General features: G+C 68.4%; 15 protein-coding genes. 4 read left to right on the top strand and 11 right to left on the bottom strand.

Features of this window, described 5'->3' with window-relative positions:
* The first annotated feature begins 123 nt into the window (after positions 1-123).
* Positions 124-1089 (top strand): ATP-binding cassette domain-containing protein, encoded by a 966-nt coding sequence (locus KF689_00325; GenBank protein MBX3131812.1) that lies wholly within the window; start codon positions 124-126, stop codon positions 1087-1089.
* On the top strand, positions 1082-2380 hold the full coding sequence (locus KF689_00320; protein MBX3131811.1) for an ABC transporter permease: 1299 nt from the start codon (positions 1082-1084) through the stop codon (positions 2378-2380). The genes KF689_00325 and KF689_00320 overlap by 8 nt, the downstream gene beginning before the upstream one ends.
* 62 nt (positions 2381-2442) lie before the next feature.
* Here KF689_00320 and KF689_00315 read toward each other — a convergent pair whose 3' ends face one another.
* The 10 genes from KF689_00315 to KF689_00270 form a co-directional block, all read right to left on the bottom strand.
* Entirely contained in the window at positions 2443-2871 is a 429-nt protein-coding gene (locus tag KF689_00315) for a BrxA/BrxB family bacilliredoxin (protein MBX3131810.1), read from the bottom strand.
* Between the two features lie 40 nt (positions 2872-2911).
* Positions 2912-3271: a co-chaperone GroES gene (locus KF689_00310; protein ID MBX3131809.1), complete on the bottom strand. Its 360-nt coding sequence runs from the start codon at positions 3269-3271 to the stop codon at positions 2912-2914.
* A gap of 13 nt (positions 3272-3284) precedes the next feature.
* Positions 3285-4679 carry an aminopeptidase P family protein gene (locus tag KF689_00305; GenBank protein ID MBX3131808.1) on the bottom strand — a complete coding sequence of 465 codons (1395 nt, stop codon included), beginning with the start codon at positions 4677-4679 and terminating at the stop codon, positions 3285-3287.
* Positions 4680-4726: 47 nt separating this feature from the next.
* A complete protein-coding gene (locus KF689_00300; protein MBX3131807.1) occupies positions 4727-5230 on the bottom strand; it encodes a hypothetical protein in 504 nt (167 codons plus the stop codon).
* A 14-nt stretch (positions 5231-5244) separates the two neighbouring features.
* Positions 5245-5739, bottom strand: coding sequence for a RidA family protein (locus KF689_00295; GenBank protein ID MBX3131806.1), 495 nt, complete (start codon positions 5737-5739; stop codon positions 5245-5247).
* Positions 5736-6530, bottom strand: a complete 795-nt coding sequence (lepB, locus tag KF689_00290; GenBank protein ID MBX3131805.1) for a signal peptidase I — start codon at positions 6528-6530, stop codon at positions 5736-5738. Before lepB ends, KF689_00295 begins: the two co-directional genes overlap by 4 nt.
* Positions 6531-6615: 85 nt before the next feature.
* Positions 6616-6963 carry a hypothetical protein gene (locus KF689_00285; protein ID MBX3131804.1) on the bottom strand — a complete coding sequence of 116 codons (348 nt, stop codon included), beginning with the start codon at positions 6961-6963 and terminating at the stop codon, positions 6616-6618.
* A gap of 137 nt (positions 6964-7100) precedes the next feature.
* Complete coding sequence (locus tag KF689_00280) at positions 7101-8009, bottom strand: deoxyribonuclease IV (protein MBX3131803.1); 909 nt, start codon at positions 8007-8009, stop codon at positions 7101-7103.
* Positions 8006-8695, bottom strand: coding sequence for a response regulator (locus KF689_00275; GenBank protein MBX3131802.1), 690 nt, complete (start codon positions 8693-8695; stop codon positions 8006-8008). The genes KF689_00280 and KF689_00275 overlap by 4 nt, the downstream gene beginning before the upstream one ends.
* Positions 8692-9510 (bottom strand): hypothetical protein, encoded by an 819-nt coding sequence (locus KF689_00270; GenBank protein MBX3131801.1) that lies wholly within the window; start codon positions 9508-9510, stop codon positions 8692-8694. The genes KF689_00275 and KF689_00270 overlap by 4 nt, the downstream gene beginning before the upstream one ends.
* Before the next feature lie 60 nt (positions 9511-9570).
* Between KF689_00270 and pruA the strand changes: the two genes are divergently transcribed.
* Together pruA and KF689_00260 are read left to right on the top strand one after the other, a co-directional pair.
* Positions 9571-11202 carry an L-glutamate gamma-semialdehyde dehydrogenase gene (gene pruA, locus KF689_00265; GenBank protein MBX3131800.1) on the top strand — a complete coding sequence of 544 codons (1632 nt, stop codon included), beginning with the start codon at positions 9571-9573 and terminating at the stop codon, positions 11200-11202.
* A 93-nt stretch (positions 11203-11295) separates the two neighbouring features.
* Positions 11296-12207 (top strand): PhzF family phenazine biosynthesis protein, encoded by a 912-nt coding sequence (locus tag KF689_00260; GenBank protein MBX3131799.1) that lies wholly within the window; start codon positions 11296-11298, stop codon positions 12205-12207.
* Here the strand turns inward: KF689_00260 and KF689_00255 are convergent.
* Positions 12197-13474, bottom strand: coding sequence for a GGDEF domain-containing protein (locus tag KF689_00255; protein MBX3131798.1), 1278 nt, complete (start codon positions 13472-13474; stop codon positions 12197-12199). The genes KF689_00260 and KF689_00255 overlap by 11 nt on opposite strands.
* Between the last annotated feature and the right edge of the window lie 40 nt (positions 13475-13514).

The following is a 13514-nucleotide window of genomic DNA, read 5'->3' as shown; positions in this document are numbered from 1 at the left end:
GCATCCGACAAAGCTATCGGCCTGAGGGGAACCGGCGGTAGCAATGCCCATCCTGTGGCTGCCGCGCGATTGCGGTTCGCGGTGCACCCGGTAGCTTCAACCCGTTCACTTCCCCGGACCCTGATGCCCAACCTCGCCATCGAGCTCCGCGGCGTCCGCAAGCACTACGCCGGCCACGTCGCCGTCCGCCAGCTCGACCTCGCCGTCCCGCGCGGCACCGTCTACGGCCTCCTCGGCTCCAACGGCGCCGGCAAGACCACCACCATCCGGATGATCCTCAACGTGATCGCGCCCGATGCGGGCCAAATCACGCTGCTCGGACTCCCCAATACCGACCCCGCCGTCCTCGACCGGCTCGGATACCTCCCCGAGGAGCGCGGCCTCTACAAGAAGATGTCGGTGCGCGACGTCCTGCGGTTCCTCGCCGAACTCAAGGGCGTGCGCGGCAAGGATGCCGACCGCCGCATCGACGAGTGGCTCGAGCGCCTCACGCTGCGCACAGCCGAGAAGGATTGGGGTAAGAGCAAGGTCGAAGAGCTTTCGCGCGGGATGCAGCAGAAGGTGCAGTTCATCGGCACGCTGCTGCACGACCCGGAGCTGGTGATCCTCGACGAGCCGTTCAGCGGCCTCGACCCGATCAACGCCCAGGCCCTCAAGGACACGGTGGTCGAGCTGCGGCGCCGCGGCAAGACGGTGATCTTCTCGACCCATCTGATGGACAACGCCGAGCGTCTCTGCGACGCGGTGTGCATCATCGCGCGGGGCGACAAGGTGCTCGATGGCAGCCTGGCGCAGGTGAAGGCGGAGAACGCGGGCCGCACCGTCGCGTTGGCAATCGACGGCGGCGCGACGCCCGCCGTGATGCAGGTACTCGCTGACCGCGCGCTGGTCGAGCGCGTGGACGACCACTCGCGTTACTTCGAAGTCGAGCTCACGCCCACAGGCGACGCGCAGCTGCTGCTGCAGCGCCTCGTGGCGGCCGGTGCGGCCATCCAGCGCTTCGAGCGCGTGCAGCCCTCGTTGCACCAGATCTTCCTGCAGCGCGTCGGCGCCACCGGCGTTGAGGAGGGAATGAGCGGAAATGGCTAAGCTCTGGACAGTCATCAAGCGCGAGTACCTCGAGCGCGTCCGCACGGTGTGGTTCATCATCGTGACGCTGGTGGGGCCGTTGTTCTTCGGCGTCATTATGGTCCTGCCGGGCTACCTCTCGATGAAGGGGATGCGCGAGGCGCGCACCACCAGCCTCACCATCGTGGATGCCACCGGTGCCGGACTCGGCCAACGCGTGGCCGAACGCCTCGCCCTGCCCGGGCTCGACAGCGGCAGCGACGCCCAGCGCCTCGCGCGCGTGGACACGGTCGCGCCGGAGGCGCTCGCGGAAGTCGAGGAAGCGATGCTCGGCGCCGTGCAGCGGCGCGAGATGAACGGCGTGCTCATTCTCGACCCATCCACGCTGGACGCCGGCCGGGCGCGCTACCTCGGCCGCGATGCGGGCTCGGTGGGCCAAGTGGAGGCGATCGAAGCCGCCACCCGCAATGCCCTCATCGCCACGCGCCTGCAACAAGCCGGCCTTGCGACCGACATCTCGAACGAGATCGCACGACTGCGCGTGCGCATCAGCGCCGAGAAGATCACCGACAAGGGGCGCGAAGGGTCGGCGCTGGCGGCGACGATCTTCGGCTTCGGCGTGGCATTCCTGCTCTATCTCAGCATCATCCTTTACGGCCAGAACGTGCTGCGCGGCGTACTCGAGGAGAAGACGACGCGCGTAGCCGAAGTGGTGGTCTCAAGCGTGAGCCCAGACGTTCTGCTCGCCGGCAAGGTCATTGGCGTCGGCGCCGTGGGCCTCACGCAGATGCTCGTCTGGACGGCCAGCGGCATCGCCTTCTGGACGCAGCGGGCGCGCTTGTTCGAAGCGATGGGGCTCCCTGCCCTGCCCAACCTCGTCTTTCCGAGCATCGACCCGCTGGTGCTGGTCGCGCTGCTCTTGTTCTTCGTCCTCGGCTACACCTTCTACGCCTCGCTCTTCGCCGCGGTCGGCGCGATGGTCGGCAGTATGGAGGAAGCGCAGCAGGCCAGCCAGCCGGTGCTGATGATGCTCATCTTCAGCATCCTCTTCGTGCAGCCGGTGATGACCAACCCCACCGGCCAACTGGCGGTGACGATGAGCTGGCTGCCCTTCTCAGCGCCGATCATTATGCCGATGCGGATGACGGCCACGCCGGTGCCGCCGCTGGAGATCGTCGGGTCGCTGCTGTCAGTCGCGCTGGCCTGCGTCGCCGCCATCTGGGTGTCGGCGCGCATCTACCGCGTCGGCTTGCTGATGTACGGCAAGCGGCCGAGCGTCAAGGAACTGGTGCGCTGGATTCGGCAGAGCTGAGCTCGGACGGATGACGGATGACGGAGGCTCGACTCAGTTGCATCCGTCATTCGTCATCCGTCCTACGCAGTCACCCCAACACAGTACTTGTCGAACGCTCCTTTCAGCTCCTCGGCGATCATCTCGGCCGAGCGGCCCTCGATCTGCCAGCGCTCGATCATATGCACCAGCTTGCCGTCCTTGAGCAGCGCGATGGATGGCGAGCTCGGCGCGTAGCCGGTGAAGTACGTGCGGGCCTGCCGCGTGGCGTCCACGTCATTGCCGGCGAAGACCGTGAACTTGTGGTCTGGCGCCGCGCCGTGCTGCAACGCCATTCCGATGGCCGGGCGCATATTGCGCGCCGAGCAGCCGCAGACCGAGTTCACGATCACCAACTGCGTGCCCTTGGTCTCCTTGAGCGCCTTGTCCACCGCGTCGGCGCTACGGAGCTCCTCGACCCCGTGCTGCGTGATCTCGGCGCGCATCGGCGCCACCATCCGTTCATCGTACATCATCGTGTGGGGCTCCCTGCTGTGTGGGGGTTACGGATGCTTACTCGCGGCTCAGGGCGAGCAACGCCGCCTGCGGCACCACGAGGTAGCGCTCGTTCTCGAACGTGATCTCCACCGCCGCCTTCCGGAAAAACAGCGCGTAGTCGCCGACCTGCGCCTGCATCGGGATGTGCCGCGTCTCCTTCTGCCCGGTGATGCGCCAGGGTTCGTCGAGGTGGTCCGTGACCTCCGGCAGCGGCGTACCCGGGCCGGTGGCCACGATGCGCCCGCCCTGCACGGCCTGGCTGTCCACCGCCGTGGCGGGAAGGTACAGCCCGACCTTGCTGCGCTCCTCGCCGTCCTCGAGGCGGATGAGCACGCGGTCGCCGACGACGATCAGTTCCTTGCGTCCCTTTCGCATACCAGTCAGTAACTCACTTGACGAGGAAAAGGTTCGACTGCCGGCGCAGGGCCCAGCGTGTGCGGCCGTCGGGGCCGATGATGGCATCCTCCTCCTGCGCCATCCGCACCGGCTGGCCGCCCCACTCGGGCACCGGCGTGGTCACCTGCAGCTCGATCGAGTACCACATATTGGCGATCACCTTGGCGTCGCCCTGCGCGCCCGTGCCCTCCTGCGCGTCCCAGCGCCCCACCAGCGAACCGGCGCCGTGACCGTGTGTCCCGATGGGGTGCGAGTACAGTGTGCCGTTGAGGCCCTCGCTTCGCATCCGCGCCAAGGCCGCGGCCAGCACCTCGTTGCCGCTGCGACCTGGCCGCAGCTCCTCCATCGTAATGTCCTGCAGGCGGTTGGCGTTGTGCAACGCGCGCACCAAGCCGGGAGGCGGCGCCGTCTCGCCCGGCAGCAGCACGTAGCCGTTGTGCTGCGTGTCGGTGGCGAGGCCGAGGGCCACGATGCCGACGTCGCAGTGCAGCACATCGCCGCGCTGGATGATGGGATCGTCGCCGAGCTGCGCCGCGCTCACGCCGCGCCGCTGCACGCTCACGCTGGGCTGGAACCAGGTGCCGAGCCCGAGGTCGTTGACCTGCTGCCGCCACCACCACACCAGGTCGCTGGTGCGGGTCACGCCCGGCGTCACGGCCTCGCTCGAGAACATCCGCTCCGTCAGTTGCCAGACCAACGTCTGCAGCTCGCGGTAGAACTCCGCCTCCTCCGGCAGGCGCGTGGCGATGAAGTCCAGCGCCAGCGCGTCCACGCTGGTGAAGCGCGAGGTCCAGCGCGCGCCGAGCGCCTCGCTCATCCCGTCGCGCTCACCGGCGGTGAGGCCGTCGGAGAAGGCGAAGTTGCGCGACACGTTGATGGCGATGCGCTTGGGGTCGCGCTCCTCGAGCACGCTCCGCAGCGCGTTCCACTGCTCGGCGCCCACCAACTCGGCCTGTCGCGCCTCGGCCCCGGCGTCAACGGCCGCCATCGCGCGGCGTGCCTCGTAGAGGCCGCCCTGCGAGGTGCCGCCGAGGGCGATGCGCTCGACGCAGGACCCATCGCCGGGATCGCTGGCAGCGCTGGCGGCGCACTTGTCGAAGAAGACGTAGATCGTTCGGCGTCGCGCGGCGAAGGTCGTCGGCGATACCAGCGACGAGAACATCGGGTCCTCGTTGTACTCGCGCATCGGGATCACCCAGGCATCCACGCCGTGCCGACGCATCACGGCTGGCAGGACGGTGGTGAGGCGCTTCTCCAGCCAGGCCTGCCGAGTCGCCGCCTGCTCGCGCAGCGTGCCGAAGGGGCGGGTCTGGGCGGAGACGGAGGACGGAAGACTGAAGACGGAAGCGAACTGCAACAGCAACAGCATCCTGCGGGCTCTCGGCATTGTTCCGTGACTCCGTGTTCTCGTGGTGAAGAGCCGGCCGTCGGCCCTCAGTGAGCCGGTAACTTGTGGCCCTTGAGCAGCATTCGGCGCACGAGGGTGCTGACGATGGCGAGCACGAACGCGAAACCGGTGATGCCGACGACGCGCATAAACAGCGTGCGCGTGGCAGTGATCTGCAAGTCTTCGAGCGTGGCCTGCATCGAGCCCACCAACTCCAGGCCGAGCAGTGTCAGCGCGAGCGAGACGAGGATCTCCGTGAGCGCCTCGATGAAGGCAAAGAGCGGGGCGCGCCACCACCACGCGCGGGCCGGGTAGTTGCCGAGATGCAGCGTGGCCATCAGGAAGAGAAACATCGCACCGGCGATGAACGTGCCGGCGATGAACAGCCACGAATCGCTCCAGCCGAAGGCGTAGACCACGGCACGGTAGGCCCGCAGGCCAGCCCCGGTGAGGATGGCCATCAGCGGCAGCGACAGCCCGACCTTGCGCCAGAAGCCCGGCGACTCGACGTCGGTCGCCGTCAGGACAACGGTCTCGCGCAGCAGCGGCATCGGCGGCTACGCGCTCAGCGGGCGGCGATGCATTCGATCTCCACACGTGCGCCGAGCGCGAGTCCGCTGGTACCGAAGGCCGAGCGCGCCGGCAGGCGACCCGGTGAGAAGTACTCGCGGTAGACCGCGTTCATCCGGTCCCACTCGGCCATATCGGCCATCATCACCGTGCACTTCACGACCTTGTCCATCGAGGAGCCGACGGCCTCGACCGTGCGCTTGATGTTGTCCATCGTCTGCCGCGTCTCGGCCTCGATGCCGCCAGGCACCACCGCGCTGGCATTGGCGCCGGGGTCGGTGCCGATCTGTCCGGAGAGGAAGATGACGTCGCCGACGCGCACGGCAGGCGAAAAGGGGCGCGTCGGCGTGCCGAAGGGCGTGAGGTAGGCGAGGTCGGCGGCGCCGGCCGCCGCGGCCGACGGTGCCGCGGACCGACTGCTGAGGTACAGGCCCGCTCCGAAGGCGAGGCCCACCGTGAGGCAGAGCAGCAGCGACGCGCGGGTGGTCATCGTAGGATATGTCCGATGCGCGACCAGCGGATGTCCGTCAAGAACGGCAGCGGCCGGTCGGAGTCGTCGGCGTTCCAGGAGTAGTACACGAAGAGCGGGCGGCCGCGCACGTTCTCACGCGGCACGATGCCCCAGAAGCGCGAGTCCTTGGACTGGTAGCGGTTATCACCCATCATCCAGAGATAGCCCTCGGGGATGAGCAGCGGGCCCCAGTCGTCGAGCGTGGGCCTGGCGGGCGGCGGACCGAAGCGCGAGGAGTCGACCGCGATGCGGCGTTGCCATTCGAACAACGGATGCCACTCGTCGCCCGGCGTGCCCGAGCGGTCGGCTGTCTGGAAGCCCAAGCGCTGCGGCTCGCCGTTGACGTGCACGACGCCGGCGCGCGAGTAAATCGTGTCCCCCGGCATCCCGATGAGCCGCTTCACGAGGATCGGCGTCGGGTCCTCGGGCTGGTCCACCTGGTACGGCGAGATGAACACGACGATCTCGCCGCGCCGCGGCTCGGCGTAGCCCGGCAGGTTGATCTTGGTGAACGGCACGTGCGGCCCGTAGCGAAGCTTGTTTACGAACAGCCAGTCGCCGATCAGCATCGACGGAATCATCGAGCCGGACGGGATGCGGTAGGCCTCGATGAGGAAGGTGCGCAGGAGCAGGAAGATGGCGACGGTCGCCGCGATCGATTTGAAGCCTTCCCAGAACTTGCGGGCGTCGAAGCGAGGCGCATCGCCGGCGCGGACCGCAGCGACGACGTTCTTGGGGACGGCCTTGGACGGGCGCTTCTTGGGTGCCATAGGGGGAATCTCGCCGCTCGGAGGCCCGAAAACGAGAGGGGCGCGCCTCGTGGCGCGCCCCTCCGGTCTCCGACGAACCACTGGATTACTTGAGGTTCTTCGAGACGAGCTTGGTCATATCGAACATCGAGACCTGCCCGCGGCCACCGAAGACGGCCTTGAGCTTGTCGTCGGCGTTGATCATCCGACGGTTCTTCTTGTCCTGGAGGCCGTTCTTCTTGATGTAGACCCAGAGCTTCTTGGTGAGCTCGGTGCGCGGCAGCGGCGACGCGCCGACGACGGCGGCGAGCTTCTCGTTCGGCGTCACCGGCTTCATAAACGCCGCATTCGGCTTGCGCTTCACCTTCGGCTTGGAGGCCTTCTTCGCGGCCTTCTTCGCCGGCTTCTTCGCGGCCTTCTTCGCCGGCTTCTTCGCCTTCTTCTTGGCAGCCATTCGACCATCTCCTCGAAAGGATGTTTATCGAACGCGCTGCTTCGCCCGGTCGAGCGCTGCGCGTTCTGACTCGAAAGTAAGGGGCGCCGCGCACCGCGCAAGAGCGAGAATTGCCGATTCTCCCTCTGGGGAGGGCCTCAGGCGCCGAGAAATCCCCTCAGGAGCGCCATCATCCGCAGGTCGGCGGGGTCGGCGCTGGCATCACCGTCGTCCACCGTTTTCCGCTCTGACGGCGTCTCGAGAATACAGGGAATCCCCCTCGTACGCGGGTCCGCCAGCAACCACCGGAACGGCTCGGCACCGAGCTGTCCCTCGCCGAGCAATGCGTGCCGGTCCTTGTTCGAGCCAAAGGGATGCTGGCTGTCGTTCAGGTGGAAGAACGCCGGCGGCTCGCCGATGGTCCGCTCGAAGGTATCGAGCACCTCGCCGAGCCGCGCGGCGCTCTCGTGAATCGGATGGCCGGCCGCGAACAGGTGGCAGGTGTCGAGCCCGTACCCCGTGCGGTGACGCAGGGCGGCGGGCACCTGCGCCAGCATCAGCGCGATCTCCTCGGGCGTGCGGCCCAAGGTGCGGCCGACGCCGGCGGTGTTCTCGATCAGCACGCGCGTGCCGGATGCAGTCTCGGGCACTGCCTCGAGCGCCTGCACGATGGCGTGCCCGACCTGCACGGCGGCGTCCTCGGGTGCACGCTCGCCGGCGGACCCGGGATGAAAGCAGCAGCCGAAGGCCCCGAGCGCCGTCGTGCGCTCGAACTCCTTGGCGAGGCCGCTGGCGGCACGCCGCGCCTTCTCTTCCTCGGCCGACGCGGTGTTGAGCACGTAGGCCGCGTGTACGAACATCGCGCGCGGCGCGAGGCCCACCTCGGCCAGCGCGGCGTGCACCGTGGCGACCTTGGGCGGCTTGAGCGAGACCTTCTCGTTGTAGTACGTCGGCGGCGCCGTGAACACCTGCACCGCCTCCGCACCCGCGGCCGCGGCGCGGCGAATCGCCATCGGCATCCCGCCCTCGTCGGCCGGATGCACGCCGATCAGCGGTGTCGCACTCACCGGAGGTGGCGGCCGCTCAAGTCTACCATCCGCTGACCACGCGCGTACTCAACGCTCTGGTCTGTCTGCACTTCGCGCAGGCGTTTCACCACCTCGACGATGCGCTTGGCCTGCTCCTCGATCACGGTGAGGCTGGCCGGGATCTCGGAGGGCTCGACCATCCCTTCCTTGATGATCGTCGCCGTGGTCAGCAGGGCCGCGAGTGGGTTGTTGATCTCGTGCTGCAGCGCCAACGACACCTCGCCGACGCCGGCCAGGTAGCGAGCCTTGCGCAGTTCCTCCTCGGCGCTGCGCCGCGCGGCCGCGACCTCGATGCGCCGTTCGGCGATGCGCAGGCGCGCGGCGATGTCGCCGGCGGTCACCGGCTTCGGCAGGTAGTCGTCGGCGCCAGCGGCGAGCACGTCCTCGAGATCGGCCGACTTAGTGCGGGCCGTGATGAGCAGCACGTAGCTGAGTTCGCCGGCGGGGTGCTGGCGGATCCGCCGACAGACCTCGAGGCCGTCGAGCCCCGGCATCTCCCAGTCGAGCACCACCAGTGCGCTGGGCTCGGCCTCGTAGGCCGCCCACACCGCCGCGCCGTCGGCGTGCACGACGACTTCGTGGTCGTAGGCCTCGAGCACGGTCTTCAGCAGATCGCGCATTGCGAGATCGTCGTCGGCCAGCAGGATGCGCAGGGGCGGCCTCACCACGAGAGGGTTCCGGTGCGAATGGTCGTGCGCGGCGTGCCGCCGCCTCGCGACGTGGCCGTCCAGCCGAGGACGAGGCGCGTGCCGCGCAGCGCCACGCGCGGAGTCCGTGCCTCACCCGTCTCGTCCGAGGCCGCGATGCGATGCTCGAAAATGTGGCCCTGCACACGCGAGAGCGCGAGTCCGAGCCGCGGCACGCGGGAGTTCGGGTCCTCGTACGCGACGACGACGGTGTCGCCGCGCGACGCCACTGCCGCCTCGCCGGGGCGGTCGCCGTAGACGATCGGCACCGGCTCGTGGAAGAGCGCCCCGCGTTCCATCGTGTGCGTGAAGAACAGGCCCGCGCCTTCCTTGGCGTCGAGGTAGTACACCAGGTGCACGTACCCGTTGAGCGTGTCGGCGCTGATGTACGGAACCGGTCGGGCGCAGCCGGCGCGCCCCACGTCCATCGCGTCGGCCGTCACCGGCGTGTTCCAACTGCGCCCGCCGTCGTCCGAGCGGGCCACGCGCAGCAGCACGCTGGAGTCGGGTCGCACGCTGAACCAGCTGGCGTAGGCCTCACTGCCCGCCGCGCGGTCGGCGCGTCGCGTCGCGGTGCAGGCCCCCGGCTCCTCGGGCCACGTCGGTGGCGTCCACATCGGCACGAACGCAATGCCGTCCGGCGCGTCCTCGGCGATCTCGAGCCGCAGTGTATCCGCCACCGCACCGTCGCGGCGCAGCGTCTGCTCAGCCCACTCCACGGGCTGCGGCAGGCAGGCCATCACGCCGAGCAGCGCGGCGAGGGGCAGGATCGCGGGAACGGAGGCGAATCGCATCCTGAAGTATCGCTGCGCAGGGCGTTAGATTTCTACGTCTTCACCCCTCAGGCCCAGACTATGTCTACGTTCTCGCCCAGCGGCGTCCGCCAGCTTCCGCCGACCGTCAACGAGCCGATTCGCAGCTACGCTCCCGGCACCAAGGAGCGCGTCGCCCTGCAGGCCCGCCTCAAGGCAATGGAGGCCGAGCGCCCCGACATTCCGGTGGTCGTGCACGGCGAGGAACGTCGCCGCGGCGACAGCTCGACGGCGACCTCACCGCACAAGCATCACCACGCCACGGCCACCTGGCATCACGCCACCGCCGAGGACGTGCGCGACGCCATCGACAGCGGCCGCAAGGCGTGGCGGGAATGGAGCGAGTGGACCTGGGAAGAGCGCGCCGCCGTCTTCCTCAAGGCGGCCGACCTCCTCGCCGGCCCGTGGCGCGACACCATCAACGCCGCCACGATGCTCGGCCAGTCCAAGAACGTCTACCAGTCGGAGATCGACGCCGCCTGCGAGATGACGGACTTCTTCCGCTTCAACGTCCAGTTCGCCCGCGAACTGTACGCGGAGCAGCCGGTGAGCGCGCCCGGGATGTGGAACCAGAGCGAGTACCGCGCGCTCGAGGGCTTCGTCTACGCGGTGACGCCGTTCAACTTCACGGCCATCGGCGGCAACCTCGCCGGCGCGCCGGCGCTGATGGGCAACACCGTGCTCTGGAAGCCCGCCGCCAGCGCGATGCTCTCGGCCTGGTACACGCTGCAGCTGCTGCACGAGGCCGGTCTGCCGAAGGGCGTAATCAACTTCGTGCCCGGCGACCCGGTGATGATCAGCGACATCGCGCTCACGCACCGCGACTTGGCCGGCGTGCACTTCACCGGCTCCACCGGCGTGTTCAACTCGATGTGGAGCACCATCGGCGCGAATATGGGCAAGTACCGCTCCTACCCTCGCATCGTCGGCGAGACGGGCGGCAAGGACTTTATGCTCGCGCACCCCTCGGCTGACGTGGAGGCCTTCGCCGTCGGCGTCGTGCGCGGCGCCTTCGAATACCAGGGGCAGAAGTGCTCGGCCTGCTCGCGCATCTACGTGCCCAAGAGCATCTGGCCGGAGGTCAAAGCGCGCATCGTCGCGATGATCGACGAGATCACCGTCGGCGACGTCAGCGACTTCTCGCACTTTATGGGCGCCGTCATCGACCGCCGCGCCTTCGACCGCATCAGCGGCTACCTCGCCGACGCCAAGCAGAACGCCAAGATCGTCGCCGGTGGCAAGGCCGACGGCAGCGAAGGCTGGTTCGTGCGGCCGACCTTGGTCGAGACCAGCGACCCGAAGTACCGCCTGATGTGCGAGGAGATCTTCGGCCCCATCGTCACCGCCTATGTGTACGACGACGCCAAGTGGGAGGAGACGCTCAAGCTGGTGGATGAGACCTCCGACTACGCGCTCACCGGCGCCGTTTTCGCGCAGGACCGTGCGGCGGTGAAGCAGGCGCACGCCGCGCTGCGCCACAGCGCCGGCAACTTCTACGTGAACGACAAGTGCACCGGGGCGGTGGTCGGTCAGCAGCCCTTCGGCGGTGCCCGCGCCTCTGGCACCAACGACAAGGCCGGCTCCAAGCTCAACCTGCTGCGCTGGGTGAGCGCGCGGACGGTGAAGGAGACCTTCGTACCGCCGAAGGATTATCGCTACCCACATATGGGCTAAGCAGTCGTGAGACGTGGGACTTGGGACGTGAGGTAGCCGCGGCTCAAACCCACGCCCATCCGTCCATCCCACGTCTCAAGTCTCCCGTCTCTGATGCGTTATCTCACGCTTGACGTCTTCACGGCCACGCCCTTCGGCGGCAACCAGCTCGCCGTCTTTCCGGACGCGACCGGCATCCCCGAAGAGTTGCTGCTCCCCATCACGCGGGAGTTCAACTTCTCCGAGGTGACCTTCGTGTATCCGGCCGCCGACGCCGAGCACACGCGGCGCGTGCGGATCTTCACGCCGGAGAAGGAAATGCCCTTCGCCGGGCATCCGACGATCGGCACGGCGGCGGCGCTGGCGCTCGTGGAAGGTGCACTCGATGGCGCGCAGCGCGGCACGCTGCGCCTCGACCTCAAGATCGGGACGGTGCCCGTGGACGTGCGCATCGAGGGCGAGGCGCTGGCCTGGGCGGAGCTGTCGGCAGCCAAGATGCCCGAGGTCGGCCCGAGCGTCCCGACGCTGAACACGATGGCCGAGATCCTGTCGCTGGACGCCAAGGATCTCGTGGGCGGCGCGCTCTCGCCACAGGCCGTCTCCTGCGGCTATCCGTTCCTGCTCGTGCCGCTCAAGACGGTGGACGCCGTGCAGCGCGCCCGCGTGCGCGTGGACCTGTGGGAGCAGACGCTCAAGCGTGCCTGGGCACCGGAGATCCTCGTCGCGGCGCGCGACGCCGAGTCCGGCGAGCAACACTGGCGCGCCCGGATGTTCGCGCCCGGCATCAACGTACCGGAGGATCCCGCCACCGGGTCGGCGATCGCGGCCTTTGGCGGCTGGCTGGCGATGAAGGACTCCAAGGCCGACGGCGAGTTCGCGTGGACCGTGCGCCAGGGCATCGAGATGGGGCGGCCGAGCCTGCTCGAGGTGCGCGCGACCAAGGCGGCGGGCGCGGTGACGACGGTGCGCGTGGCCGGCCGCGCGGTGCTAATCGGCGAAGGGACGCTGCGGCTGCCTACTCGGTGATCCGCAGCATCCCGACGACGGACGAGCGTCCGCGCGCGGGAGAACCGTCGAAGGCACGCATCCCCGCGTGCCAGACCACCGAGCGGTCGCGGCCGTTGCGCTTGGCCACATAGAGCGCCTCGTCGGCGCGGGCAATCAGCGTCTTGGAGACTTGGTCGTCGCGCGCGAAGTCCGCCGCCACGCCGACGCTGGCCGTCATCCGGAACTCCGGCGGCAGCGAACGGAAGCGGTAGGCCCGGAACGCCTCCATCACGCGGTCGGCGAGAATCAGCGCGCCCTCCTCGCCGGAATCTGGCGCGAGGATGGTGAACTCCTCGCCGCCGAAGCGCGCCACGACGTCCGCCTCGCGGGCGGTGTTGCGCAGGAGGTGGCCGACCTCGCGGATGACCTCGTCGCCGGTCAGGTGCCCGAACTCGTCGTTCACGCGCTTGAAGTGGTCGAGGTCGATCGCCAGCACCGCCAGCTCCTTCTTGTTGCGGATGGCGCGCGAGACCTCGCGCTCCGCCATCTGGTTGAGCCCGCGTCGGTTGTAGCAGCCGGAGAGCGGGTCGGTGAACACGATCGCCTGCAGATGCTCGCGCATCCGGTTGTACGCGCGCCCGATGACGCTCACCGGATCGGGCACTTCATCCTCGCGCTCCTCGAAGCGCTGAGAGAAGTCCCCCTCCTGCGCCTTGTGGAAGAGCTCCATCAGGCGGTGCATCCGCGAGGCCACTTGCGCCTGCAGGGCTACCAGGACGAGCACGCCGATTGCGTAGAGGGTGAGCGTCCAGAGCTCCTCCTGCGGCCGCAGCAGAATGCCGGCATCGCTGGCCACGGCCACCAGCGTCGTGTAGCCCAGCGCAATCAGCACGAGGTTCGCGATCGTCGCGCCCCAGCCGAAGAACAGCTGCGTGAACTGAACGGTGAAGATCGCGACCACCAGCGCGCGGACGTAGAACTCGGGCGGCGTCATCAGCAGCACACCGGCGAACAGCAGGACGACGTCGCTGGCAATCGCCCCGATGACGAGACGCATCGACGCGCGCCGCTGCCGCAGCAGGTACGCCCGCAACATCCGATGGCCGATGAGGTACACCAGCATCAGCCCGATAACCGCCATCAGCAGGCTGCGCTCGGAGACGCCTGACGCAAACACCGATTCGGCGGACGTCACCCCGAACCACTTGAGGGTAATCGTCGCGAATCCCAGTAGGGACACGAGGGTGACACGATACCGCGCCTGCCAGAGCAGGACTTCGGCGTGCACATCCTCGGGGGCCGGCATCGGGCCCTGCGTTTCCGTCGTCAAGAAGCGAGCGACCTAG

The sequence above is a fragment of the Gemmatimonadaceae bacterium genome (assembly GCA_019637355.1).
Taxonomy (GTDB): Bacteria; Gemmatimonadota; Gemmatimonadetes; order Gemmatimonadales; family Gemmatimonadaceae; genus Pseudogemmatithrix.
This window is presented reverse-complemented; position numbering and strand designations above follow the sequence as displayed.